The following is a 24,368-nucleotide window of genomic DNA, read 5'->3' as shown; positions in this document are numbered from 1 at the left end:
CCCTACAGAACCCGCAGGGGTGGGCTCCGATAGATCGACTGTAGCCAGCGCTCCCCCCGCTGCAGAGGCCTGTTCGCCCTGGGCGTGCACGCGATCCGGAGGGGTGCGGGCGGCGCTCTCGTCCACCGGTCCATGCGAAGGCATACACTTCCCGCATGAGCAACCTGGAGGAGCATCCCGACGAGCTCCCCGTCGCCGCGGAGCCGGTCCCTCGCGAGCCCGGCGCGGTCGAGATCCTGGAGGCGCGGCTCGTCCCGCTCGGCGGTCCCCGCGCGATCGAGGTGCGCCGCACCCTCCCCCAGCGCTCGCGCTCGACGATCGGCGCGTGGTGCTTCGCCGACCACTACGGACCGGTCCGGCTCGGCGAGGAGGCGGGGATGGACGTCCCGCCGCACCCGCACACCGGCCTGCAGACCGTGAGCTGGCTCTTCGAGGGCGAGATCGAGCACCGCGACAGCGTCGGCAGCCTCGCTGTGGTGCGCCCGGGCGAGCTCAACCTGATGACGGCGGGGCGAGGCATCTCGCACTCCGAGGTCTCGACCGGAGGCGCACCCGTCCTGCACGGGGTGCAGCTGTGGGTCGCGCTGCCCGAGGAGGCGCGGCTCGTCGATCCGTTCTTCGAGCACCACCGCGGCGTGCCCGTGCAGCTGCCCGGCGCGCTGGTGCGCGTCTTCGTCGGAGGGATGCTGGGCGCGTCGGTGCCCGCGAGCACCTTCACTCCGCTGGTCGCCGCGCAGATCGACCTCGAGCCGGGTGCCCGGGTCGAGCTGCCGGTCGAGGAGTCGTGGGAGTACGGCGTGCTCGTCGACGCCGGCCCCGTGGCGGTCGAGGGCGCGGACGTCCCGCGCTCGGACCTCGCCTACCTGGCGCCCGGCCGCTCGCACCTGGTGCTGACCGCCGGGGACGCGGGCGGGCGCGTGGTGCTGCTCGGCGGCGAGCCGTTCGCCGAGGAGCTGGTGATGTGGTGGAACTTCGTCGGCCGCAGCCACGACGACGTGGCGGCCGCCCGCGAGCGCTGGCAGTCCGACGTGATCGCCGGCGCGGATCCGACGGGCCCGTTCGGCACCGTCGACGGATACGGCGGGCGCGCGCTCCCCGCGCCCGTGCTGCCGACCGTGCGCCTCAAGCCGCGCCGCCGGGCCTGAGCCGGAGCCGGCGCCGCCGGGTCCGGCGCCGGAGGGCCTGAGCCGGAGCCGTCGGGTCGGCAGCACTCCGAGCCGGAGCCCGCCGCCTTTGGAGCGCGGACGTCGCGGTGATCCCGTTCGACCACCGCGACTCCCGCCCTCTCACCAGGGCGTCAGGACGCGTCCGACTCCTTCTTCGCGGCGGCCTTCGCCGCGGCCTCGCGGTCAGTGGCCTCGGCCGTCTCGCGGAAGGCGCGGCGCGGATCCTGCAGCGCGCTCATCGGCGAGAGGTCGCGCGGAGTGACGGCGTCGACGAGCCAGCCCGTGATGATCCGCCACTTTCGGTCCAGGGTCGGCATCGCCGCTCCGTGGTAGGCGCGGTGCGCGAGCCAGGCGGGGAGGCCGCGCAGCTTCACGCCCTTGATCAGGCCCGCGCCCTTGCCGATCCCGTACTCGGCGACGGTCCCGACGGAGGCGTGGCGGTACTCCTCCACGATGCCGCCGGTGAGATCGGCGATGATGTTGCGCGCCAGGAGCTTGGCCTGCCGGACGGCGTTCTGCGCGTTCGGCGGGTAGTAGGCGGGCTGCTTCTCGCTGGTGAGGTCGGGCACCTGCGCGCCGTCTCCGGCCGCCCAGGCGCCGCCCACCGGCTCGCCGTCCTCGCGGATGACCCGCAGGCGCGCATCCGCCATGACGTGGCCCTTCGGCCCGCGGGGGGCGTCGGTCGTGTCGAGGATCGGGTTCGGCTTCACGCCGGCGGTCCACACGATCGTGGCCGTCGGGATGCGCTCGCCCGAGGAGAGCTCCACGACGCCGTCCTCGCAGGAGGGCATCGTCGTCTTCAGGTGCACGTGCACGCCGCGCGAGCGGAGGTGGTCGAGCGTCCACTTCGAGAGCTCGGGACCGACCTCGGGGGCGACCCGGTCCAGCGCCTCGACGAGGTGCCAGGTGACGTCGCCCATCGAGAGCGAGGGCTGCGCGGCGAGGGTCCTGCGGCTGAGGTCGAGCAGCTCGCTCAGCGCCTCGACGCCCGTGTAGCCGCCGCCGACGAAGACGAAGGTCAGCAGGCGCCGGCGCTCGGCGGGATCGGTGGTGAGCGCCGCCTTCGCGATGTTCTCGATGACGCGGTCGCGCAGGTGCGCCGCCTCCTCCACCGTCTTGAAGCCGATGCCGTGCTCGGCGAGGCCCGGCGTGGGGAAGGTGCGGGTGACGGCTCCGAGCGCGAAGACGACCTGGTCGAACTCGATCGTCCGGGTGGAGCCGTCCATCGCGGCGACCGTGGCGCTGCGCTCGGCGAGGCTCACGCCGGTGATCGCGCCGCGGATCACGCGGGTGCGCTTGAGCGCGGAGACCAGCGGCACCGTGACGTGGCGCGGCTGGACGTGCCCGCCGGCGACCTCGGGCAGCAGCGGCTGGTAGGTCATGTAGGGGTTCGGCTCGACGACGGTGACGTCGATCGGCGCCTCCCCCCGCCTCTTCTCGAGACCCCAGGCCGTGTACAGGCCGACGTAGCCGCCGCCGAGGATGAGGATGCGCGTCGTACGGGATGCCGTCATGTCCGTTCCCTTCTCGAACCCGGCGCCGGGCAGGCGGAACCGGATGGTGCTGAGGACGCTCCGACGCTACGCCTGCTCGGTCCCGCGCACAGGCCCTTGCGTCACGAGCCGGGGCATCGCATCCTCCGCCGTCCCGCGAGGGCAGCGGTCGGGAGTCGCGCTACTGGAGCGCCGAGGTGAGCCGCGCCAGGTTGTCGAGCAGAGTCGAGCGGAGCGGCTGCTGCCGCCATTCGCGCAGGGTCAGCTCGCGGGAGTGCTCGCGGTAGTCCTGCTGCACCTGGCGCAGATCCTCGACGAACTCCGACCCGCGCACCATCAGCGAGACCTCGAGATTGAGCGTGAAGGAGCGCATGTCCATGTTGCTGGAGCCGATCACCGCGACGTCGTCGTCGATCGTGAAGTGCTTCGCGTGCAGGATCGTGGGCTTGCGGTACATCCAGATGCGCACGCCCGCCGTCAGCAGCGTCTCGTAGTAGGAGCGCTGGGCGTGGTAGACCACGGCCTGGTCGCCGATCTCGGAGACGAACAGCTCCACGTGCACGCCCCGGCGGGTCGCAGTGGTGATCGCGTAGAGCATCGCCTCGTCGGGCACGAAGTACGGGCTGGTGATGATGATCGACTTCTGCGCCGAGTAGAGCAGCGTCAGGAACAGCCGCAGGTTGTTCTCGCCCTCGAACCCCGGCCCGCTCGGCACCACCTGGCAGTCGATCGTGTCGCGCTGCTGCAGCGCCTCCATCGGCTCCGACTCCCGCAGCAGCAGCTCGTCGGTCTCGCTGTACCAGTCGGTGATGAAGATGGCGTTGATGCCCTGCACCACCGGCCCCTCGAGGCGCACCATCAGGTCGTGCCAGTGCAGGCCGCGGCGGATGTTGCCGCGCTTGTTGTAGCTGGAGTCGACGACGTTCTGCGAGCCCATGAACGCCGCGTTGCCGTCGACGATCAGCAGCTTGCGGTGGTTGCGCAGGTCCGGCCGCTGGTACTGCCCGCGCCAGGGCCGCACGGGGAGCATGTACGACCACGTCGCACCCGCCCGCTCGAGGGCGCGCAGCCGGCGGTGCGTGCCGCTGTAGTAGCCGGGCACGCGGATCGACGCGATGTGGTCGAGGAGGATCCGCACCCGCACCCCGCGGGCCACCGCGCGGTCGAGCGCGTCGAAGAAGGGCGCCGTGGTCGAGTCGGCGGCGAGGATGTAGAACTCGCAGTGCACGTACCGGCGGGCGCGGTCGATCTCGGCGGCCATCGCGCGGATGGTCTGCTCGTAGTCGCCCTGGAGCCGCGCGTCGTTCCCGCCGACCAGCGGCATCGCGCCGAGGTTGCGGTTGAGTGTGACGACCGACTCCAGCCACTGCGGCCACGGGTGCTCCCGGGCGACCCGGTCGATGCCGTCAGTCGATTCCAGGATGAACCGGTTGATCTCCTGCTGCTTCCGGCGGCGCTTGCGCGGCAGCCGGTAGCTCCCGATGAAGAGGAACAGCAGGATACCGACGTACGGGATCAGGAAGATCGCCATCAGCCAGGCGAGGCCGGTGGTCGGACGACGGTTCCGCGGCACGACGATCACGGCGATCACGCGGACCACGAGCTCGACGACGACGGCCGCGATCGGGAGGATCACCCCCCAGTCGGGAGCGGGCACCGCGCCTCCTCGTTCGTCGTGCAGAGCCGCTCACCGGGCGCGGGAGGCACCCGCGCGGCGGCGGTGGTCAGGAGGCGTCGCGGGGAGGCAGGCCGCGGCGCTCGCGCTCGCGGGCCTCGATGCGGTCGTACGCGCGGCGCTCGTTGCGGTCCGAGCGGATGAGGGCGCGCATCACGAACCAGAAGATGGCTCCGACCGTGATCGTCGGCACGAGGGCCCACAGCCCCTGGTTCCACAGCTCCCAGTCCATGCGGCGATCCTACCCGCGGCACCGGCGCGGGAGCCGTGAGCCCGGCGGCCCGTGCGCCCAGCGGCCTTCCCGGGCGCTGCCGCTACTGGCTCTCGACCGACTTGTTCAGCGCCGCGGCGTCGGAGTTGAGGCCCTCCAGCTCCGAGCGCAGGCCGTCGTACACGGCGATGTCCGCGTCGATGGCGGCCCGGGTGGCGTCGACGGCCTGGCTGCGGGCGAGCAGATCGGCGCGCTCCGCCTCGAACTCGGCGGTCGATCCGAAGTCGCCGCTGTCGGCGCGGGAGTTGAAGTCGTCGATCTCGACGTTGAGTGCGTCGTACTCGGCGTTGTTCGCGTCCACCCGCGCCGTGAGGTCGGCGTACATCGTCTCGATCCGGGAGACCAGGTCCTCGATCCGGTTCTCGAGATCGGTGAAGACCGCCTCGTAGCGGGCGTTCAGCCCCACGACGACGGAGCGGTCGTCGAAGAACTCGGCGTAGTGCGCCTCGAGCGCGGGCGGCAGGTCGGCCACCTCGGTCCCGAGGATCGAGTGCAGCTCGTTGACACGCTCGCCGAGGCCGCCGGTGCGGTAGAGCTCGAGGCGCTCGGCGATCGTGCCGTCCTGCGGGAGGGTCTCGTAGGCCGCCTCGAGCTCGTCGCCCAGCTCGGCCTGCTCCTCCGCGTCGAGCCGGACCCACGCGGCGTGCAGCATCTCGTGGGCCGCCGTGACGTCGCGGATCCCGTCGAGGTCGGGGTTGGCGACGTCCGAGATGTAGATGCTGGTGCCGGTGTAGCAGCCGAGGACGATGTCGTCGGAGGCGCCGTAGCCGCAGAGGTCGTTGAAGCCGGCGGTCGGCTCGACCGACGGGCCCGACGCGTAGTAGAGGGCGCGGCCGCGGTCGGACATGGCGGTCCGCTCCGCGAACCCGGCGATCGTGGGGTCGGGCGTGAACGCCTCGGCAGCCCGCCGGTCGGCCAGCGCGGTGCCGACGTCGCCGGAGGAGGTGAGGACGCTCGTGGCGACCGCGGTCCCCACTCCGAACTGCGCGATCGTGAGGACGCCCGCCGCGACGGCCGCGACGATGCTCGATGCCCTGACCATGTCTCCCCCTCGCCGTGCGGTTCCTGCGACCCTACTTGACGAGCGGGAACAGGATCGTCTCGCGGATCCCGAGGCCGGTGATCGCCATCAGGAGGCGGTCGATGCCCATGCCCATGCCGCCGGTGGGGGGCATGCCGTGCTCGAGGGCGCGGAGGAAGTCCTCGTCCAGGCGCATCGCCTCGTCGTCGCCCGCGGCGGCCTGGCGGGCCTGCTCGACGAAGCGCTCGCGCTGCACGACCGGGTCGACCAGCTCGGAGTAGCCGGTGGCCAGCTCGAAGCCGCGGACGTAGAGGTCCCACTTCTCGACGACGCCCGGGATGCTGCGGTGCGCGCGCACGAGCGGCGAGGTGTCGACGGGGAAGTCCATCACGAAGGTCGGACGGGTCAGGCCGCCCTTCACGAAGTGCTCCCACAGCTCCTCGACGTACTTGCCGTGCGTGGGGACGTGGACCTCCACGCCCTCGCGCGCGGCGAGGGTCTCGAGCTCGGCGAGCTCCGTCTCCGGAGTGATCGCGATGCCGGCCGCGAGCGACAGGCTCTCGTACATCGAGATGCGGTCCCACTCGCCGCCGAGGTCGAACTCGGTGCCGTCGGCCCAGGTGACCACGTGCGAGCCCGCGACGGCCTGCGCCGCGTTCTGGATCAGCTCCTGGGTGAGGTCGGCGATCGAGGTGTAGTCGCCGTACGCCTGGTACGCCTCGAGCATCGCGAACTCGGGCGAGTGGGTGGAGTCGGCGCCCTCGTTGCGGAAGTTCCGGTTGATCTCGAAGACCCGGTCGATGCCGCCGACGACGGCGCGCTTGAGGTACAGCTCGGGCGCGATGCGCAGGTAGAGCTCGGTGTCGAAGGCGTTCGAGTGCGTGGCGAAGGGGCGGGCGGACGCGCCGCCGTGCATCACCTGCAGCATCGGGGTCTCGACCTCGAGGAACTCGTGCGAGGCGAAGGTGTCGCGGAGGGAGGCGTTCACCCGGGCGCGGGTGACGACCGTCTCGCGAGCCTGGGGCCGCACGATCAGGTCGAGGTAGCGCTGGCGCATCCGGGTCTCGTCGCCGAGCTCGTTGTGCAGGTTCGGCAGCGGCAGGATCGCCTTCGCGGCGATCGTCCACTCCGACACCCACACGCTCAGCTCGCCGCGCTTGCTCGAGATCACCTCGCCCTCGACGAAGAGGTGGTCGCCCAGGTCGACGAGCTCCTTCCACGCCGCCAGCGACTCATCGCCCACGTCGCCGAGCGAGACCATGGCCTGGATCCGCTCGCCGTCGCCGGCCTGCAGCGTCGCGAAGCAGAGCTTGCCCGTGTTGCGCTGGAACACCACGCGGCCCGCGAGGCCGACGCGCTCGCCGGTCCTCACGTCCGGCTCGATGCCCTCGTGGCGGGCGCGGACGGCCGCGATGGTGTCCGTGACTCCGACCGCGACCGGGTACGCGCCGGCACCGAGGTCGTCGCCCGCGAGCTCGAGCAGGCGCTCGCGCTTGGCCAGGCGGACGGCCTTCTGCTCGGAGGCCTCCTGCTGGGCGGCGCGCTCGGCGGCGGCCTGCTCGGAGTCGGCCTGCTCGGCGGCGAGGGTCGTGGTCTCGGGGGCGTCGGGGGTGTCGGCCATGGCGGGTCGCGGTGCTTTCGGTTCGGGGCGGACGGCCGCGATCAGGCGAGCAGGATCGGGGCGTTGTCGAGGAGGCGGGTGGTGCCGACGATCGCGGCGACGAGCACGAGTGCCGGGCCGCGGTGGTCGGCGTCGACCGGGAGGAGCGTCGCGGGGTCCACGACGACGAGGTAGTCCAGCTTAACGAGCGGCTCGGCGTGCGCGACGGCCTCGGCGGCCTCGATCGCCGCGGCGGCACCGCGGTCGGCGGCTCCCGCGGCGGCCGCGAGGAGGCGCGGCAGCACGAGGCCCGCGCGGCGCTGCTCCTCGTCGAGGTAGCGGTTGCGGCTGGAGCGGGCGAGCCCGTCCTCCTCCCGCACGATGCCGACGCCCTCGATCGCGACGGGCAGGTCGAGGTCGCGGACCATGCGGCGCACGAGGAACAGCTGCTGCGCGTCCTTCTGCCCGAAGACCGCGACGTCCGGCTGCGCGATGCTCAGGAGCTTGGCGACGACGGTGAGCATCCCGTCGAAGTGGCCCGGTCGCGCGCGCCCCTCGTAGAGGCCGCCGACCTCGCCCGCGACGACCCGCGTGGAGGAGGGCCCGTCGGGGTACATCTCGGCGACTCCCGGGGCGAAGAGGAGATCGGCCCCGGCCGCGTCGAGCAGGGCGGTGTCGCCCTCGAGGTCGCGCGGGTAGCGGTCCAGGTCCTCGGTCGGGCCGAACTGCAGCGGGTTCACGAACACCGACACGACGACGACGTCGGCCAGCTCGCGCGCCCGCTCGACGAGGGCGAGGTGCCCGGCGTGCAGGGCGCCCATCGTCGGCACGAGCGCGATGCGCCGACCGGCCCGCCGCGCCTCCTGCAGCCGCTCGCGGAGGTCGCCGATGCGGTGGACGGTGCTGATCACCCGTCGATGCTACCGGCGGGCCCGCGGCCGCCGGGGTCGCCGCCGGCGAGACGCCGCGCTCCTCCGCGAGGCACCGCCTCCCGAGCGGTGTCCCGGCCGCGGAGCGGTGTCTCGCCGCGCCCCGCCGCCGCCCCGTCAGCCCGCCGCGCGGCGCAGGGCGTCGTCGACGGAGGAGCGGACGAGGCTGGAGAGGAAGAAGCCCGGCTTCTCGACGCCGATGCCCGCCAGCAGGCCCGCCGCCTGGTCGACGATCGCGGTCGAGAACGTGGTGGCGGTCGAGACGGCCTCCGCGTAGGCGGCGCGATCCGCCTCCGCCACGGTCACCGGCTCCCCGCCCATCTCGACCACGAGCGCCTGCGCGATCGGCAGCACCGGGCCGGGCGCCGACACGGCGAAGTAGGTCTCGGCGAGGCGCGCCAGGTCGAGGCTGGTGCCGCTGAAGGCCATCGCCGGGTGGACGGCGAGGGGGATGACCCCGGAGGCGAGCGCCGGAGCGAGCACCCCGTAGCCGTGCTCGGGCGCCGTGTGCAGCACCAGCTGGCCGGGCTGCCACGCTCCGGTCGCGGCGAGCCCCGCGACCAGGGCGGCGATCTCGGCCCCGGGCACGGCGACGATCACCAGCTCGCTGCGTTCGACCAGCTCGGGGATCGCGAGCACCGGGACGCCCGGGAGAAGAGCGTCGGCGCGCTCGCGGCCGCTCTCGCTGGTGGTGGCGATCCCGATCACGGCGTGGCCCGCCCCGGCGAGCGCTGCGCCGAGCACCGGGCCCACCCGTCCGGCACCGATCACGCCGACGCCCAGGCGTCCGTCGCGGCGGTTCTCAGGCATGCGGTTCTCCCTCCGGAGCGGGCCAGTCGGGCAGGGCGGGTGCGGCCGCGCGCCGCCCCCACTGGTGGCTCGCGTCGCGGTCGGCGGCCCGCACTCCGGCCGTCGCGAGGCTCTCGAAGAAGGCGAGTCCGTCGGCCGCGCTCATCACCGGCACAAGCGGAGTGACGGGGCCGGCCACCGTGTGCACGCGCGCCGAGGCCAGGCCGAGCAGGCGCTGGAGCGGTCCCTGCTGGACCCCGACGCTCTGCATCCGCGCCAGGGGCACGACGGCGACCCGCCGCCAGACCGCTCCGCTGCGCAGGATCGCGACCTCGTCCGTCAGGCGGTACCCGGTCCTCCGGAACGAGAAGGGGCGGAGCCACACCGCCGAGCGCGGCGCCCGGGTGAAGCCGGCCGCGTCGCGGTGGCGGAGCGCGTCGCCGACCGGGGTCGACTCCGCTCCCTCGGCCGGTCCGGGCAGCAGCAGCCCGAGGACGCGCTCGACCGCGGCGAGGTCGCCGACGGGCAGGATCGTGGTGTTCGGCTCGCCGTTCGCCCCGCGGGAGGCCGCGTGGCCGGCGCGGTCGATCCGCACCTGCCACCAGCCGAAGGGGCGCCAGAGCAGCGGCTGCGTGATCTCGACGGCGTGGATCCGGCCGGGCGGGATCGTGTCGCTGCTGGTCGAGAGCACGCCGTAGCCGACGCGCACGCCGTCGGGCGTCGCCGCGATCGAGTACCGGAGCGAGCGCACGAACTGGCGGACGTAGTAGCTGCCCGAGCCGATCAGGCCCGGGAGGATCGCGAAGAGCACATACGGCGAGCCGTAGACGGCGACGAACACCACGGCGACGGCCGAGGCGGCCAGGAAGAGCGTGAAACCGCTGAAGACGAGCGAGCCGAGGAGCCGGCCGGGCGGGATCGAGACGACCGACTCGGGCGGCGCGTCGTCCTGCGGCTCGCCGAACTCCTCCAGCCGACGCGCCAGGAACCCGCCCGCCGGCGCCGCGCCGTCGGCCGTCGCCTCCCGCTCGCGCACCCCGGAAGCGAGCCGCAGGATGTCGCGGCGCAGCGCGTCCACCAGCCGCGAGCCGAGGTAGGACAGCTGGACGTTCGCGTCCTGCCCGGCCACGCTCACCTCGAGCTTCGCGGCACCGAACAGCCGGGCGAACAGCGGACGCTGCACCGCGATGCCCTGGATGCGGTCCAGCCGCGCCCGGCGGTTCGTCCGGAAGAGCACGCCGGAGCGCACCTCGACGACCTCGTCCGTGATGCGGAACGTGTGCATCCGCCAGGACAGCCAGAACGCGAAGACGGCGACCGCCAGGCCCACCGCCACCGCGAGCAGCGCCCAGCCGACGAGCCCGCGGCGCAGCAGCTCGTCGACCGGGTCACCGCTCTCGAAGCCCTCGGGCCCGGGCAGGAACAGCTCGACCAGGCGCTCGCGGAGGTTCGTGATCACGATGCCGAGGACGACCAGGAGGCCGATCCCGCCCTTGAGGACGGGGGTCGCGGGATGGAGGCGGTGCCACTCCCCGTCGGCGAGGTCCGTCTCGACGGCGCGGAGCTCGGTCACAGGCCGGCCCGGCGCGACTCGGCGAGCTCGACGAGGCGGTCGCGGAGCTCCTCCGCGTCCTGCTCGGCCAGGCCCGGAATGCTGACGCCGGTCGCCGCGGCGGCGGTGACGAAGCGGAGGTCGGCGAGGCCGAGCGCCCGGGCGAGCGGCCCGCGGTTGACGTCGATGAGCTGCATCCGCCCGTAGGGCACCGACACGAAGCGCTGGAACATGATGCCGCGGCGGAAGAGCAGGTCGTCCTGGCGCAGGAGGTAGCCGTAGGCGCGCGCACGGCGCGGGGCGACGATCAGGAGGGTCACCGCGAGGGCGGCCGCGGCGGCCATCGGGATCCAGCCCCACGGCAGGCCGATCAGCATCAGCACCACGGGCACGGCGAGCAGGAGCACGCTCGACACGACGGCCGACACGATCTCGACGGCGACGTACTTGGGCGAGACGCGGCGCCACTCCCCCGTGACGTCGAGGCGGTCCCGCCGACGTCCCCTCGCGTCGCGGCGGGTCGTCGGCGACGCGTCCTCGGGCTCGGCGGGCATGGCGTCGTCCTCACTGCCCGCGGCGGTCCGGGCGTCGGCGTCAGGCGTGGTTCACCTCGCCGACGGCGCTGTCGTCGTCGTCGCTCGGCGGGATGGTGCACAGGTGCTCGGCGACCAGGCCGGCCACCAGCAGCACGAGCGCTCCCACGATGGTCGCGACGTCCTGCCACACGGAGCCTAGCGAAGTGATCGCACGGCTCAGCAGGTACACCAGGATGCCGCCGGACGCACCGAGCAGCAGAGCGCCGACGTGGCTGGACGCCTTCGCGAGCACCACGACGCGCATCGCCCGGAACGGATCGATGGGCCGGCGCAGCGTGCCCTTCGTCGCCCGGTGGATCGGGATCGCGAACCCGAGCACGAGGGCGGCGACGACGATCAGCGTGAGCGGCACCGTCAGCGGCGGGATCAGCACGGGGCGGCCCGCGGCGGCGATGGCGAGGTCGAGGAGGAAGCCGGCGACGGCCCCGGCGAGGCCGAGTCCGAGCAGGGTGCTGATGCGGGTGCGCCTCACGGGGTCCTGCTCTCGGAGTCGGCGGCACTGCCGCGGGCGGACTCGCGCCCCGGCCAGGTCAGTCCGGCCGGGTGATCGGTCACGTGGTCGGTCGCCCGCGCGCGCAGCTCGGCCACGGGTCCGGCTCCGGGCAGGACCGCCGCCGGCTCGGCGTCGAGCCACGGCTCGAGCACGAAGGCCCGCTCGGCCGCGCGCGGATGCGGGAGGGTCAGGTGCGCGTCGTCGCGGAGCACGCCGCCGACCGCGATCACATCGATGTCGAGGGTCCGGTCACCCCAGCGCTCCTCGCCCTCGCCGCGGATCCGGCCGCCGGCCGTTTCGATCGCCGCCGTCGCCGCGAGCAGGTCGTCGGGCTCGAGGACGGTCGAGCCGGTCACGACCGCGTTGAGGTACCCGGGCGCGTCCTCGTCGACGCCCTCGGGCTTCCACGCGGGCGACTCGACGACCTTGGACACCGCCTCGATGCGCAGGCCCGGCGTCATGGCGAGGGCCCGCAGCGCCTCCTCGAGGTGCGCGAGGCGGTCCCCGAGGTTGCTGCCGAGCGCGAGCACGACGTGGCGCACCGGGCGGACGCGCTCCTGCCGCGGCCTCACGAGCGGGTCCTCGTGATCTGCACGGCGACGTCCTCGAACGGCAGCGGGATCGGCGCGTCCGGCTTGTGGACGGTGATGCGGACGACGTCGGCGGCGGCGAAGCCCAGGGCCACCCGGGCGAGGCGCTCGGCCAGGGTCTCGATGAGGTCGACCGGGTCGCGGGTCACCGCGTCGGCCAGGGCGATCGCGAGCTCGCCGTAGTGCACGGTCTCGGCCAGCGCGTCGCCCTCGGCCGCGCGCGCGGTGTCGAGCCAGACCGTCGCGTCGATCACGAAGTCCTGGCCGTTCTCGCGCTCGAAGTCGAAGACGCCGTGGTGCGCGCGCACGCGCAGCCCGGTGAGGGTGATGGAGTCGCGCACGGCGAGGGCGGCGGGGTCGATCGCGATCACGGGGTCTCCTCCTGGAGTCGGGCGGCGAGGGCCAGGGCACGGGCGGACGAGCGGACGTCGTGGACGCGGACGCCCCAGGCGCCGTGCTCGGCGGCGACGAGGCTCAGCATGGCGGAGACCTCGTCGCGCTCGGCGGCCGCGGCGCCGGCGGGGGCGAACGGAGCGAGGAACCGCTTGCGCGAGTGGCCGACGAGGACCGGGAAGCCCAGCGAGACGATCGCGTCGAGACCGGCCAGCAGCGCCCAGTCGTGCGCGCCGACCTTCGCGAAGCCGAGGCCCGGGTCGAGCAGGAGGCGGTCGTCCCGGATCCCGGCCTCGCGGACGGCGTCGACGCGGCGCTCGAGCTCGCCGCGGACGTCCGCCACCACGTCGCCGTAGGAGGCGAGAGCGGTCATGCCCGCGCTGTGCCCGCGCCAGTGCATCGCGATGTAGACGGCGCCGCGCTCGGCGACGAGCGGCAGCATCCGCGGATCGGCGAGGCCGCCGGAGACGTCGTTGACGACCACGGCGCCCGCGTCCAGAGCGGCCTCGGCTGTGGCGGCGCTCATCGTGTCGATGCTGACGCGCACTCCCTCGGCGGCGAGGGCGCGGACGACGGGCAGCACGCGGCCCTGCTCGGCGGCTGAGTCGACGCGCGCCGCACCGGGGCGGGTGCTCTCCCCGCCGACGTCGACCAGGTCCGCGCCGAACGAGGCGGGTCCGTCCCCGGCGGGCCGGGTCAGCTCGAGACCGTGGCGGACGGCGTCGTCGACGGACAGCCAGCGCCCGCCGTCGCTGAAGGAGTCCGGAGTGACGTTGAGGATCCCGAGGAGCGCGGCGCGGCCGGTCGGCGTGAGGTCGGCGACGGTGGTGGCCACGTCACTCCCCCCGCGCGGCGCCGATCAGCGCGATGATTTCAGCGCGGGCGGCCGGGTCGGCGAGGGAGCCGCGCGCGGCGACCGTGACGGTCGAGCTCGCGGTCTGGCGCGGCCCGCGCATCCGCACGCAGCCGTGCTCGGCGTCGACCACGACGAGCACTCCCTCGGGAGCCAGGCCCTGCTCGAGCGCGTCGGCGATCTGCTCGGTCATCCGCTCCTGGATCTGCGGGCGCGACGCGACCGTCTCGATCACGCGCGGCAGCCGGCCGAGGCCGACGACCCGCTCGCGCGGCCGGTAGGCGATGTGCGCGACGCCGAGGAACGGCAGGAGGTGGTGCTCGCAGACGGAGCGGAAGGCGAGGTCGCGCACGATCACCGTCTGGTCGAGCGGCGACTCCTGGCCGCCCTCGACCACCGCGAACGTCTCGGTCAGCTGGGACGCGGCGTCGTCGTCGAACCCGCCGAAGAACTCCTCGTACGCCTCGGCGAACCGCCGCGGCGTGTCGAGGAGTCCCTCGCGGCCCGGGTCGTCCCCGATGGCCGCGAGGATCTCGGCGACGGCCGCCTCGATGCGCGCCTTGTCGACGGGCACGCGCGCGCTACGCCGTCGCGGGGCGCGGCTTGATCAGCGGCGGGCGCTTCGGAGCGACCTCGTCCGCGCCGGCGGAGGAGACCCCTCCGTCGGTCACACCGGAGTCGATCGGCGCCTTGGCGACCGGAACCGCGATGGGCGGCAGATCGGACAGGGGGCGCTTGTCGCTCGAGAGCCACTGCGGGCGCTCGTCGATGCGGCGGACGTCCTTGAAGATCTCGGCCAGCTGGTCGTGGTCGAGCGTCTCCTTCTCGAGCAGCTCCATCGCGAGGCGGTCGAGGATGTCGCGGTTGTCGTTGATGACCTGCCACGCCTCGTCGTGCGCCTGCTCGATGAGCTGGCGCGTCTCGGCGTCGACCGTCTCGGCGATCTGCTCGGAGTAGTCGCGCTGGTGGCCCATGTCGCGGCCGAGGAACATCTCACCCGACGACTGGCCGAGCTTGACCGCTCCGACATTGGCGGACATGCCGTAGTCGGTGACCATCTTGCGGGCGATGGAGGTCGCCTTCTCGATGTCGTTCGACGCTCCCGTGGTGGGGTCGTGGAAGACGATCTCCTCCGCGACGCGGCCGCCCATGGCGTAGGTGAGCTGGTCGAGGAGCTCGTTCCGGGTGGTGGAGTACTTGTCCTCGAGCGGGAGCACCATCGTGTAGCCGAGGGCGCGGCCGCGCGGCAGGATCGTGACCTTGGTCACCGGGTCGGTGTGGCGCATCGCCGCCGCCGCCAGAGCGTGTCCGCCCTCGTGGTAGGCGGTGATCAGCTTCTCCTTGTCGCGCATGACCCGCGTGCGGCGCTGCGGCCCCGCGATGACGCGGTCGATGGCCTCGTCGAGCGCACGGTTGTCGATCAGCTGCGCGTTCGAGCGGGCAGTGAGCAGCGCGGCCTCGTTGAGGACGTTGGCCAGGTCGGCTCCGGTGAAGCCCGGGGTCTTGCGGGCGACGACCTCGAGGTCGACTCCCCCTGCGAGCGGCTTGCCGCGGCCGTGGACCTCGAGGATCCGCTTGCGGCCGAGCAGGTCGGGGGCGTCGACGCCGATCTGGCGGTCGAAGCGGCCCGGGCGCAGCAGCGCGGGGTCGAGGATGTCGGGGCGGTTGGTCGCCGCGATCAGGATGACGTTGGTCTTGACGTCGAAGCCGTCCATCTCGACCAGCAGCTGGTTGAGGGTCTGCTCGCGCTCGTCGTGACCGCCGCCCATGCCGGCGCCGCGGTGACGGCCGACCGCGTCGATCTCGTCGACGAAGATGATCGCCGGTGAGTTCTCCTTGGCCTGCTGGAACAGGTCGCGGACGCGGCTCGCGCCGACGCCGACGAACATCTCGACGAAGTCCGATCCGGAGATCGAGTAGAAGGGGACGCCCGCCTCTCCCGCGACCGCGCGCGCCAGCAGGGTCTTGCCGGTGCCGGGAGGGCCGTAGAGCAGGACGCCCTTCGGGATGCGGGCGCCGACGGCCTGGAACTTCGCGGGCTCCTTGAGGAACTCCTTGATCTCGTGCAGCTCCTCGATCGCCTCGTCGGCGCCGGCGACGTCGCCGAACGTGACCTTGGGCGACTCCTTCGAGACGAGCTTCGCCTTCGACTTGCCGAACTGCATGACGCGGTTGCCGCCGCCCTGCATGCCCGAGAGCATCAGCCAGAAGAACGCGCCGATCAGGAGGATGGGGAGCAGGAAGCCGAGGGCCGAGAGGAACCAGTTGGTCTGCGGGACCTCGTCGTTGTAGCCGGTGCTGCCGAGGTCGGCCGCGGACACCGCGTCGACGACCTCCGCGCCGCGAGGGGCCACGTAGTAGAACTGCACCTGCGTGCCGTTGTCTCCGTCGGCCTGCTTGAGCGTGAGGTCGACGCGCTGCTCGCCGTCCACGATCTTCGCCGAGTCGACCTTGCCGTCCTTCAGGAGGTCGAGGCCCTCCTGCGTCGTGACCGGCCGGAAGCCGGACATGGTGATCAGCGAGGAGCCGATCCACACCGCGACGATCGCCAGGACGACGTAGAGGATGGGACCCCGGAAGATGCGCTTCACGTTCATGCTTGTTGCGGGTGCGACACCCGGCGCCTTTCTGACGAGGAGATTGTGCCTGCCAGGCTACCTCCCGCACTCTGAGCGCCGCCCACGCGTTCGCCGTGGGCCGAACGGCTGCGGGCTGTGTGGTCTGGCGGGGGATGCGGCGGGCCGCATCCCCCGCGCGCGGTCGGCTCTTCGAGGTGGTGCGTTCCGCAGAGCGGGTCCTGTCGGACTGCCGGGAAACGCTGGCACGCGTCGGCAACGTCCGGCGGAGATGCGGCGGGCCGCATCCCCGCGCGCGGTCGGCTCTTCGAGGTGGTGCGTTCCGCAGAGCGGGTCCTGTCGGACTGCCAGGAAACGCTGGCACGCGTCGGCACCGTCCGGCGGAGATGCGGCGGGCCGCATCCCCCGCGCGCGGTCGGCTCTTCGAGGTGGTGCGTTCCGCAGAGCGGGTCCTGTCGGACTGCCGGGAAACGCTGGCACGCGTTTCCCGGTCCGCGTCCTCTGCCTTGCGGGTGAGGGCGACTACCGCGGGCCGGGGGGCGCGCCACGAGAACGCAGGAGTTGTCGCACTCGAGCTCGAGTGCGACAACTCCTGAGGTTTCGGGCGGGGCGGAAGGGACCGGGACGCATCGTCGCTTGCGGCCAGGTCTCGGCGCGGTGTGTCCGGCGGGGCGGGTCCCGTCGAGGGCCACTCTGCAGAGCGGACGCGTCGAGGCGCTCGGGTGGCCGGCCCTTCCGAGGCGGGATGCGCCGCGACTACGAAGGAGTTGTCGCGCTCGAGGGCGACAGCGACGACTACTGCGTACTCGGGAGGAGAGAGCAGGCGTCGCGGGCGGGGCGCGCCGCGAGAACGCAGGAGTTGTCGTAGTCGAGGGCGAGTGCGACAACTCCTGCGGTCTCGCGAGGAGGAGGGGCATCAGAGGCGGACGGGCGGACGGACCGGCCCCGGCCCGTCCGGGTCAGGCCGACTCGAGGAGGGGCTCCGGGTCGCGGAGGGCGGGCTCGAGGCCGCGGCGGCGGCGGGCGGCGGCGAGCACGGTCACGACGAGCGCCCCGACCAGCCAGAGCACGAGCACCAGGACCGCGTGCGCGACTCCGATGCTCCCGCCGGCGATCAGCGAGCGGAACGCCTCCACCGTCCAGGTCAGCGGCAGCACGCCGTGGATCGCCTGGAAGAAGGCGGGCGCGGTCTCGACCGGGTAGGTGCCCCCGGCCGAGGACAGCTGCAGCACGATCATCAGCAGCGCCAGGAATCGGCCCGGGGCGTCCAGCAGCGCGATCAGTGCCTGGTTGATCGCCACGAAGGTGAGGCTCGTGAGCACGGCGATCCCGATCAGCCCGGGCAGGTTCGAGGCCTCGACGCCCACCCCGAAGCGGATGACGAGTGCGGCCAGCACGCCCTGGGCGACCGCCATCAGCGCACCGGGCAGGTAGCTGCGCAGCGCGATGACCCAGGCGGGCCGGCGCGCGGCGAGGAGGCGGGAGCTGAGCGGGGCGCTCATGAGGTAGAAGGCCAGCGCGCCGACCCAGAGCGCGAGCGCCATGAAGTAGGGGGCGAGGCCGTAGCCGTAGGACGGCACGCGGTTCATCCGCTCGGCGTCGATCCCGACCGGTGCGGCCGCGACGGTGCTGAGCTCCTGGGCCTGCTCGCCGGTGTAGGTGGGCACATCGTTTGCGCCGTCCGAGAGCTTCGTGTCGAGGGTGCGCGATCCGGAGGCGAGCGAGTCGATCCCGTCGGCGAGGTTCTGCGAACCGGTGGCCGCGTCGGCCGAGCCGGTCGCGGCGGTCTCGGCGCCGTCCGCGAGGTCCGAGGCGCCCGTCGCGAGGGCGGCCGTTCCGGAGGCGAGGTCGGAGGCGCCGGCGGCTGCGGAGGCGATGCCGCTGGTGAGCGGGCCGACCGCGCCGGCGAGGGTGTCCACTCCGCCGGCGACCTGCGCCGCTCCGCCGTCGAGGGTCGCCGCTCCCTGGGCGAGGGCCTGCGCACCGGTCTGGAGCTGCTGGGCGCCGTCGGCGGCGGAGGACGCGCCGGTGGCCAGGGCGGCGGTGCCGGTCGCGAGGTCGGAGGCTCCACCCGAGACCGTGGCGGCACCGGCGGCGAGCGCCGTCAGCCCGCTGCCGTCGTGGCCGACGAGCGCGGTCGCACCGGAGGCGAGCGTCTGCGCGCCCGCGTCCGCCGAGGCGGCTCCGCCCGCGAGAGCGGCCGCACCCTTCTCGAGAGCGGTCAGCTCGGCCACGCGCTGGGCGTCCGAGAGCGAGTCGTACCGCGAGAGCAGGGACGCGAGGCCGGAGTCGACACCGGTCGCTCCGGAGGCGAGTCCCGGAGTCGCGGTCGCGAGCGCCCCCGCGCCGGTCGCGAGCTGCTGGGCTCCGGCGAGAGCCTTCCCCGCTCCGTCGGAGAGCGAGGCGGACCCGGTGGCCAGCGCCTCTGCGCCGGACGCCGCCGAGGCCGCGCCGCCCTTCAGGGTCGACGTCCCCGCCGCGAGGTCGGCGGCGCCCGAGGCGAGCGACGCCGCTCCGCCGTCGAGCTGCTGCGCGCCGTCGGCGACCGTGCGGGCACCGGTGTCGAGCGCCGCCGCCTGGTCGGGCAGCTGCCCGGTCCCGCTCGCGATCCGCTGGAGTCCCGACGAGAGGTCGGACGCTCCGGACGCCGCGCTCCCCGCGCCCGAGCGGAGGGAGTCGGCGCCGGTCGCCAGCTGCGCAGTGCCGTCCTGCAGCTGCGTGAGCCCGACGACCAGCTCGGAGGAGCCGGATGCGGCGGTGCCGGCGCCGTCCGCCAGCTGCGCGGCGCCGTCCGCCGCCTGCTCGAGGCTCGAGTGCACGTCGGTGAAGCCGAGGTAGACGTTCTCGAGGTAGGTCGCCCCGATCTTCTCCTCCAGCGTCTTCGTCACGGTGGTGCCGATGGTGGAGGCGATGTTGCCGACGATCAGGTTGGCCGCGTCGTTCGTCTGGATGGACAGCTTCGCCTGCACGGCCGCGGCGGGATCGTCGCCGCCGACCGAGGCGACGTCGGCCGAGAAGCCGGCCGGCACCGTCAGGACGGCGAGGACGTCGCCGGAGGCGAGCTCGCGGGACGCCTCGTCGGCACCGGTCGCCGTCCAGGCGAAGTCCGAGCCGGACGTGTCGGTGGTGAGCTGCTCGGTCAGGTCGTCGCCGAGGGCGAGCGCGGAGCCGTCCGAGGCGGTCCCGCCGGTGTCCTCGTTGACGACCGCTGCGGGCACCGTGTCGAGGTGGTGCGTGGGATCGAGGTTGGCCGAGGTCAGCAGTCCCGCGTAGATCAGCGGGATGAGCGCGATCGCGGCGAAGACGACGACGAGGCGCGGGTTCACGGCGCGCAGGGCGCGGCGGAGCGGAGAGGTGGTCATGGTCCTTCTACTTCGTGGAGTGCAGGGCGGCGAGCCGCGGCGAGGCGACTCCGGTGACGAGGAGCTCGGCGATGTCGGCGGACGCCGAGGCCACGGGACGGCGGGCGTCGCCGTCGAGGAGCCAGCCGACGACCAGCCAGGTGGTGCCGGCGGCGAGGAGGACGGCGAAGCGCTCGACGCGGGCGTGGTCGCCGCCGCCCGATCCGCGCTCGGCGAGGGGCGAGAAGGCGAGGAGCCGCTGCGCGAGGAACGCGACGACCGACTCCTGCACGGCGCGGGCCGTCCCTCCGCTCAGCACGCGGCGGTAGAAGTCGGCGTGCACGAGCAGGCCCTCGAGGAGCCCGCGGACGATGCGGGGAACCGCGCCCTCCCAGTCGGCGGGAGCAGTGCCGGGAGCGACGTCGCCGAACAACGCGTGCATCCGCTCCACCGCGGCGGCCTCGATCAGGGACGGGACGTCGCCGAAGTGCTGGTAGAACGTGGGCCGGCTGACCCCGGCCGCGCCGCAGAGCTCGGTGATGGAGGGCTGGTCGTCGCCCGGGCGGTCGAGGGCCGTCGTGATCGCGGCGAGCAGGAGCTCGCGCGAGCGGGTGAGCCGCGGATCGGTCACGGGGTCCTTCTTCCCGGCGCGGCAAGCGCCTTCTTTACGTCCGTCAGATAACTTACAACCGTAAAGAAGAGCGCGCAAGCGTCAGGAGGCGGGCGGCTCCGGCAGCAGCGTCGCGATGGCCGACGTGTCGACGATCACGGAGTCGTGCGGAGTCAGCCCCGGGCTCCGGGGCGTCGGCACCGGCAGGCGCACGAGCAGGGCGCCCGGATCGACGCCGAAGCGCCCGGAGCGGGTGCGGCCGACCGGGTCGCCGTCCAGCTCGGCGAGCACCGGCTGATCGAGCTCGAACGAGAACTCGCGGCCGGGCCACTGCCGGAGCGAGGCGAGCCCGTTGCGGTTGCCGGTCGCGACGTCCAGCGCGAGGCCGAAGCGCCGCCGCAGCAGCACCAGCTCCAGGTCGCCGTCGTCGAGCACCGCGCCGGCGGCCAGCTCGATGTTGGCCACCACGGAGCTGCAGTTGCAGGCCAGCACCATGAAGCAGCGCTGCGGAGACTCCTCCACGCCGTCGATCGTGAGCGTCACCTCGAATCCGGCCTTGAACATCGCCGGCGCCCCCGCCGCGAAGTAGGCGCCCCAGCCCACCCGCTTCTTCAGCTCCTCGTCCGTCTTGTCCATGATCTCGGCGTCCAGGCCCACCCCGCCCATCACCATGAACACCCGCTCCTCGCCGTCGTCGAACGCGACCGTGCCCACGTCGATGGCGCGGTCCTGCCCGAGCAGGGCGATCTCGACCGCCTCGGGCAGGGAGCCGAGGGGGATCCCGAGGTTCCGCGCGAGGAGGTTACCGGTGCCGCTGGGCAGCAGGCCGTAGGGGACGCCGGTCCCGCGCAGCGCCGTGGCGACCGCGCGCACGGTGCCGTCGCCGCCCATCGAGCAGACCAGGTCGGGGGCCGCCTCGAGCGCGGCGCGGGCCGCGGCGGCACCGGAGTCGCCCGGGCTGGTCTCGAACCAGAGCGGCTCGTTCCAGCCGTGGCGGCGCGCGATCGTCGCGACCAGGTCCTCCGCGGCGCCGACGTCGTCGAACTTGCTCGGGTTGATCACGACGGCGACGGTGCGCTTCTCGGGTGCCTTCACCCCGTCAGTCTGATGGCACCGGCGACCGGTCCAGTCGCGCTGACGCCTCCAGGGCGAGCACGGCGCCGATCTCGGCCGAGAGCGTGGCGGGCAGCGACGGGGGCGCGTCCCAGCGGGGCCCTGCCAGGAGCACCCCGCCGCGCACGCTCGAGCTCTGCAGCGCGGCGACGCTGCCGGCGACGAAGCCGCGGAGGCGCGCGGCCACCGCGGGCGCGACTCCGCTCGTCGTGGCGAGGTCGACGAGGTGCCGGTAGGCGATGCCGCCGAACAGGGCGCCGTCCCCCGATCCCTGGTCGACGAAGACGCCGTCGGGGGCGAGCCGGTCGAGCAGGTCCTCGGCCGTGCGGGAGGCGTGGGCGACCAGACGGGGGTCGGGCCGCAGGCGGTGCAGGGCGAGCGCCGCGCCGATGTAGACGGCGTGGTTGTAGCTGAAGGCCCAGTCGTCGCGGGCGGAGCCGCCCTGGCGGCCGATGCCGTCGGCGACGAAGCCGGTGTCGTCGTCGCGGAGGCGCACGTGCATCCAGTCGAGGGCTGCGCGCGAGAGCTCCTCCCGACCGTCGGGCCGCAGCCGCTCCAGGCGCGCGCCGAGGATCGCGAACGGACCGTTGGCGGGCGCGTTCTTGTAGTCCAGCTGCCGACGGCGCCAGGCGAGGCTCGCCCCGTGGCGGAGGTTCCAGCCCTTCGCGACGGCGAAGCGCCAGAGGCGGTCGGCCCGGTCGAGGAAGCGCGAGTCGCCCGAGGCCTCCCCGAGACGGGCGAGCGCGCCGCCGAGCCACATCATGTCGTCGAAGTAGCCGTTGACCAGGCGCCCGCCGTTGCGGAGGCGGATCGCGCGGTGGAGGCGCCGGGCCCGCTCCAGGTGCGCCTCGTCGCCCGTCCGCTCGAAGGCGTCGACGGCCGCGTCGATCGCGTGCGCGAGCCACCAGTAGTTGAACTCGAGGTCGGCCCGCAGCGAGGTCGGGTAGCTCATGTGGTAGCCCAGCAGCGGCACCGCGAAGAGCCGCTCGAGGCTCTCCTGGGCGGTGTCGGCTGCGCTACTCGTAGACGTGCGGGGCGAGGACGGCGACATCGCGGAGGTTGCGGTAGCGCTCGGCGTAGTCGAGTCCGTAGCCGATCACGAACTCGTTCGGGATGTCGAAGCCGACGTAGGCCACGTCGACCTCGACCTTGGCGGCCGCGGGCTTGCGGAACAACGCGCAGATCTCGACCGACTCGGCGCCGCGGCTGCGCAGGTTGCCCTGCAGCCACGAGAGCGTGAGGCCGGAGTCGATGATGTCCTCGACGATCAGCACCTTGCGGTTCGTGATGTCGGAGTCGAGGTCCTTCAGGATCCGCACCACGCCCGAGGACTTGGTGCCGCTCCCGTAGGACGAGACGGCCATCCAGTCCATGACGATGTCGAGCTTGAGCTCGCGGGCCAGATCGGCCATCACCATCACGGCGCCGCGCAGCACCCCGACGATGAGCAGGTTCTCGCCCGCGTAGTCGCGCTCGATCGCGCGGGCCAGGTCGCGGATCCGCTCGTGGATCTCGGCCTCGGTGTAGAGGACCTCGGTGATGTCGTCGGCGATGTCGGCTGCTTCCACCCGGCCACTCTACGGGTGACCGGCCCCCGTCTCCCCTCCGCGAGATGCCACTTGGGTACGCGTTCGTCGGCGTGTCGCGTACCCAAGTGGCATCTCGCGGAGAGGGGACGGGCGGGTCAGGGGGCCGCGGGCGCGAAGACGAGGGTGGTGCCGCGGCGGGTGGCGAGGACGCCGGGAAGGTCGACGCCCTTCTGGCCGTGCCAGTCGGTGACCAGCGCGGCGACCGCCAGCGTCTGCGACCGCGAGAGCGCCACTCCGAACTCGTTCGCCACGACCAGGCGGATGATCCGCTGCCGCAGCGCCGGCGGGTCCGCGGCGAGCCCGCGCGCGTCGACCGTGACGTGCCCCGCCTCGTCCTGCCCCACCAGCTCCAGCGCCCAGTCGAGGGCGAGCGCGTCGAGCGCGTCCCCGTCCTCCCGCAGCTGCTCGGCCGTGCGCGCCAGAGCCTGCGCCACTCCCGGCCCGAGCTCGTCCTCCAGCACCGGCAGCACGCGGTTCCGCACCCGGACCCGCGAGTAGCGGGGGTCGTCGTTGTGCGGGTCGTCCCACGGCACGAGCCCCTGATCGGCGCAGGCGAGGCGGGTCGTCTCGCGGCGCAGGCCCAGGAGCGGCCGCCGCAGCGGTCCGCTGACCGGCGCCATCCCGTGCAGCGAGGCGGCACCGGCTCCGCGGGCCAGCCCCAGCAGCACCGTCTCGGCCTGGTCGTCGAGGGTGTGGCCCAGGAGGATCGCGGCGGCGCCCGTCGCGGTCAGCGCGTCGTCGAAGGCGTGGTAGCGCGCGGTGCGGGCGGCCGCCTCCGGACCGCCCTCGGCGGACACCGTCACCACCTCGCGCAGCACCGGCGCGAGCCCCAGCCCGTGCGCCTGCTCCGCCGCCCGCCGCGCGACCTCGGCCGACGCCTCCTGCAGCCCGTGGTCGACGATCACCGCACCGGCCCGCCTCCCGCCCCGCGGCGCCTCGAAGGCGACCGCCGCCGCGAGCGCGAGCGAGTCCGCTCCCCCGCTCAGCGCGACCAGCACGAGCGCTCCCGAGTCGAGCTCGTCGAGGCTCTCGCGCACCGCCCGCCGCAGATCGGCGACGGCGGGGGTCAGGCGGGGGCGATCGGGCACATCAAGTAACGTAATGCCAGCGATCCGCCCCTCCCGCGCGCGCACCCGCGCGAGCGTTCCGGAGGCCGATCCGTCCGCCGATGCGCCGCTCACGGCGCCACCGACTCAAGGAGAGAGCATGGCCGCATACGACGTCGTCGTCGAGATCCCCAAGGGGAGCCGCAACAAGTACGAGGTCGACCACGAGACCGGTCGCGTCTACCTCGACCGTGTGCTCTTCACCTCCTTCGTCTACCCGACGGACTACGGGTACTTCGAGAACACCCTCGGCCTCGACGGCGACCCCGTCGACGCGCTGGTGCTGCTCGAGTACCCCGTCTTCCCGGGCGTGGGCGTCTCCGTCCGCCCGGTCGGCGTGCTCAACATGAGCGACGAGGCCGGCTCCGACGCCAAGGTGATCGTGGTCCCCGCGAAGGACCCGCGCTGGCAGCACATCCAGGACATCGGCGACGTCCCGGAGCACACGAAGAACGAGATCAAGCACTTCTTCGAGCGCTACAAGGACCTCGAGCCCGGCAAGTGGGTCAAGGTCGACGCGTGGGGCGACGCCGCCGAGGCTGAGCAGATCGTCCAGGACGGCATCAAGAAGCTGGCCGAAGAGGGTCACTGACCCCTCGCACCAACGAAGGA

At 73.4% G+C, this 24,368-nt stretch carries 23 protein-coding genes; 2 read left to right on the top strand and 21 right to left on the bottom strand.

The window, feature by feature from the left end; all coding sequences use genetic code 11:
- Nucleotides 1-155 precede the first annotated feature (155 nt).
- On the top strand, nt 156-1,145 hold the full coding sequence (locus GSU45_RS03040; protein WP_159912603.1) for a pirin family protein: 990 nt from the start codon (nt 156-158) through the stop codon (nt 1,143-1,145).
- Between the two features lie 152 nt (nt 1,146-1,297).
- Here the strand turns inward: GSU45_RS03040 and GSU45_RS03035 are convergent, their stop codons facing one another.
- The 21 genes from GSU45_RS03035 to tilS form a co-directional block, all read right to left on the bottom strand.
- Nucleotides 1,298-2,680, bottom strand: a complete 1,383-nt coding sequence (locus tag GSU45_RS03035) for an FAD-dependent oxidoreductase (RefSeq protein WP_159912601.1) — start codon at nt 2,678-2,680, stop codon at nt 1,298-1,300.
- 160 nt (nt 2,681-2,840) lie between these two features.
- A complete protein-coding gene (gene cls / locus GSU45_RS03030; protein WP_159912599.1) occupies nt 2,841-4,316 on the bottom strand; it encodes a cardiolipin synthase in 1,476 nt (491 codons plus the stop codon).
- A 67-nt stretch (nt 4,317-4,383) separates the two neighbouring features.
- Entirely contained in the window at nt 4,384-4,566 is a 183-nt protein-coding gene (locus GSU45_RS03025; protein ID WP_104224094.1) for a hypothetical protein, read from the bottom strand.
- A gap of 82 nt (nt 4,567-4,648) precedes the next feature.
- On the bottom strand, nt 4,649-5,647 hold the full coding sequence (locus tag GSU45_RS03020; RefSeq protein ID WP_159912597.1) for a hypothetical protein: 999 nt from the start codon (nt 5,645-5,647) through the stop codon (nt 4,649-4,651).
- Between the two features lie 31 nt (nt 5,648-5,678).
- Nucleotides 5,679-7,247 (bottom strand): lysine--tRNA ligase, encoded by a 1,569-nt coding sequence (gene lysS, locus GSU45_RS03015; protein WP_159912595.1) that lies wholly within the window; start codon nt 7,245-7,247, stop codon nt 5,679-5,681.
- Nucleotides 7,248-7,288: 41 nt separating this feature from the next.
- The gene (gene panC, locus GSU45_RS03010) at nt 7,289-8,137 is read right to left on the bottom strand and encodes a pantoate--beta-alanine ligase (RefSeq protein WP_159912593.1); all 849 of its coding nucleotides are present in this window, start codon (nt 8,135-8,137) and stop codon (nt 7,289-7,291) included.
- 135 nt (nt 8,138-8,272) lie between these two features.
- Nucleotides 8,273-8,965, bottom strand: coding sequence for a DUF2520 domain-containing protein (locus GSU45_RS03005; RefSeq protein WP_159912591.1), 693 nt, complete (start codon nt 8,963-8,965; stop codon nt 8,273-8,275).
- Nucleotides 8,958-10,517, bottom strand: a complete 1,560-nt coding sequence (locus tag GSU45_RS03000; protein WP_159912589.1) for a PH domain-containing protein — start codon at nt 10,515-10,517, stop codon at nt 8,958-8,960. The genes GSU45_RS03005 and GSU45_RS03000 overlap by 8 nt, the downstream gene beginning before the upstream one ends.
- Entirely contained in the window at nt 10,514-11,050 is a 537-nt protein-coding gene (locus tag GSU45_RS02995; protein WP_159912587.1) for a PH domain-containing protein, read from the bottom strand. Before GSU45_RS02995 ends, GSU45_RS03000 begins: the two co-directional genes overlap by 4 nt.
- A 40-nt stretch (nt 11,051-11,090) precedes the next feature.
- Nucleotides 11,091-11,564: a DUF3180 domain-containing protein gene (locus GSU45_RS02990; protein WP_159912585.1), complete on the bottom strand. Its 474-nt coding sequence runs from the start codon at nt 11,562-11,564 to the stop codon at nt 11,091-11,093.
- Nucleotides 11,561-12,157: a 2-amino-4-hydroxy-6-hydroxymethyldihydropteridine diphosphokinase gene (gene folK, locus GSU45_RS02985; protein WP_159912583.1), complete on the bottom strand. Its 597-nt coding sequence runs from the start codon at nt 12,155-12,157 to the stop codon at nt 11,561-11,563. Before folK ends, GSU45_RS02990 begins: the two co-directional genes overlap by 4 nt.
- Nucleotides 12,154-12,546 (bottom strand): dihydroneopterin aldolase, encoded by a 393-nt coding sequence (gene folB / locus GSU45_RS02980; RefSeq protein ID WP_244248192.1) that lies wholly within the window; start codon nt 12,544-12,546, stop codon nt 12,154-12,156. Before folB ends, folK begins: the two co-directional genes overlap by 4 nt.
- Entirely contained in the window at nt 12,543-13,403 is an 861-nt protein-coding gene (gene folP, locus GSU45_RS02975; protein ID WP_159912581.1) for a dihydropteroate synthase, read from the bottom strand. The genes folB and folP overlap by 4 nt, the downstream gene beginning before the upstream one ends.
- 1 nt (nt 13,404) lies before the next feature.
- Nucleotides 13,405-13,995, bottom strand: coding sequence for a GTP cyclohydrolase I FolE (gene folE, locus GSU45_RS02970; RefSeq protein ID WP_159912579.1), 591 nt, complete (start codon nt 13,993-13,995; stop codon nt 13,405-13,407).
- 7 nt (nt 13,996-14,002) lie between these two features.
- The gene (gene ftsH, locus GSU45_RS02965) at nt 14,003-16,018 is read right to left on the bottom strand and encodes an ATP-dependent zinc metalloprotease FtsH (protein WP_159912577.1); all 2,016 of its coding nucleotides are present in this window, start codon (nt 16,016-16,018) and stop codon (nt 14,003-14,005) included.
- 938 nt (nt 16,019-16,956) lie between these two features.
- Nucleotides 16,957-19,359: a YhgE/Pip domain-containing protein gene (locus tag GSU45_RS02960; protein ID WP_159912575.1), complete on the bottom strand. Its 2,403-nt coding sequence runs from the start codon at nt 19,357-19,359 to the stop codon at nt 16,957-16,959.
- 7 nt (nt 19,360-19,366) lie between these two features.
- The gene (locus GSU45_RS02955; protein WP_159912573.1) at nt 19,367-19,969 is read right to left on the bottom strand and encodes a TetR/AcrR family transcriptional regulator; all 603 of its coding nucleotides are present in this window, start codon (nt 19,967-19,969) and stop codon (nt 19,367-19,369) included.
- 81 nt (nt 19,970-20,050) lie between these two features.
- Nucleotides 20,051-21,043, bottom strand: coding sequence for a diacylglycerol kinase family protein (locus GSU45_RS02950; protein WP_159912571.1), 993 nt, complete (start codon nt 21,041-21,043; stop codon nt 20,051-20,053).
- Nucleotides 21,044-21,047: 4 nt separating this feature from the next.
- A complete protein-coding gene (locus GSU45_RS02945) occupies nt 21,048-22,112 on the bottom strand; it encodes a glycoside hydrolase family 76 protein (protein ID WP_159912569.1) in 1,065 nt (354 codons plus the stop codon).
- Nucleotides 22,078-22,629, bottom strand: a complete 552-nt coding sequence (hpt, locus tag GSU45_RS02940) for a hypoxanthine phosphoribosyltransferase (RefSeq protein ID WP_104224109.1) — start codon at nt 22,627-22,629, stop codon at nt 22,078-22,080. The genes GSU45_RS02945 and hpt overlap by 35 nt, the downstream gene beginning before the upstream one ends.
- Nucleotides 22,630-22,745: 116 nt before the next feature.
- A complete protein-coding gene (gene tilS, locus GSU45_RS02935) occupies nt 22,746-23,738 on the bottom strand; it encodes a tRNA lysidine(34) synthetase TilS (RefSeq protein ID WP_159912567.1) in 993 nt (330 codons plus the stop codon).
- 118 nt (nt 23,739-23,856) lie between these two features.
- On the opposite strand from tilS, the gene ppa reads away from it, so the two are divergent.
- Entirely contained in the window at nt 23,857-24,348 is a 492-nt protein-coding gene (gene ppa / locus GSU45_RS02930; protein WP_159912565.1) for an inorganic diphosphatase, read from the top strand.
- Nucleotides 24,349-24,368: the final 20 nt, after the last annotated feature.

This window comes from Rathayibacter sp. VKM Ac-2801 (assembly GCF_009834245.1).
Classification (GTDB): domain Bacteria; phylum Actinomycetota; class Actinomycetes; order Actinomycetales; family Microbacteriaceae; genus Rathayibacter.
Note: the sequence above shows the minus strand (reverse complement) of the source record. Positions and strands in the feature narration are given on the sequence as shown.

Bases quoted from the DNA above. Each gene is read 5' to 3' on its own strand.
- GSU45_RS03040 (WP_159912603.1), top strand. From the start codon at position 156: ATGAGCAACCTGGAGGAGCATCCCGACGAGCTCCCCGTCGCCGCGGAG.
- GSU45_RS03035 (WP_159912601.1), bottom strand. From the start codon at position 2,680: ATGACGGCATCCCGTACGACGCGCATCCTCATCCTCGGCGGCGGCTAC.
- GSU45_RS03025 (WP_104224094.1), bottom strand. From the start codon at position 4,566: ATGGACTGGGAGCTGTGGAACCAGGGGCTGTGGGCCCTCGTGCCGACG.
- GSU45_RS03020 (WP_159912597.1), bottom strand. From the start codon at position 5,647: ATGGTCAGGGCATCGAGCATCGTCGCGGCCGTCGCGGCGGGCGTCCTC.
- lysS (WP_159912595.1), bottom strand. From the start codon at position 7,247: ATGGCCGACACCCCCGACGCCCCCGAGACCACGACCCTCGCCGCCGAG.
- GSU45_RS03005 (WP_159912591.1), bottom strand. From the start codon at position 8,965: ATGCCTGAGAACCGCCGCGACGGACGCCTGGGCGTCGGCGTGATCGGT.
- GSU45_RS02995 (WP_159912587.1), bottom strand. From the start codon at position 11,050: ATGCCCGCCGAGCCCGAGGACGCGTCGCCGACGACCCGCCGCGACGCG.
- ftsH (WP_159912577.1), bottom strand. From the start codon at position 16,018: ATGAACGTGAAGCGCATCTTCCGGGGTCCCATCCTCTACGTCGTCCTG.
- GSU45_RS02960 (WP_159912575.1), bottom strand. From the start codon at position 19,359: ATGACCACCTCTCCGCTCCGCCGCGCCCTGCGCGCCGTGAACCCGCGC.
- GSU45_RS02945 (WP_159912569.1), bottom strand. From the start codon at position 22,112: ATGTCGCCGTCCTCGCCCCGCACGTCTACGAGTAGCGCAGCCGACACC.
- ppa (WP_159912565.1), top strand. From the start codon at position 23,857: ATGGCCGCATACGACGTCGTCGTCGAGATCCCCAAGGGGAGCCGCAAC.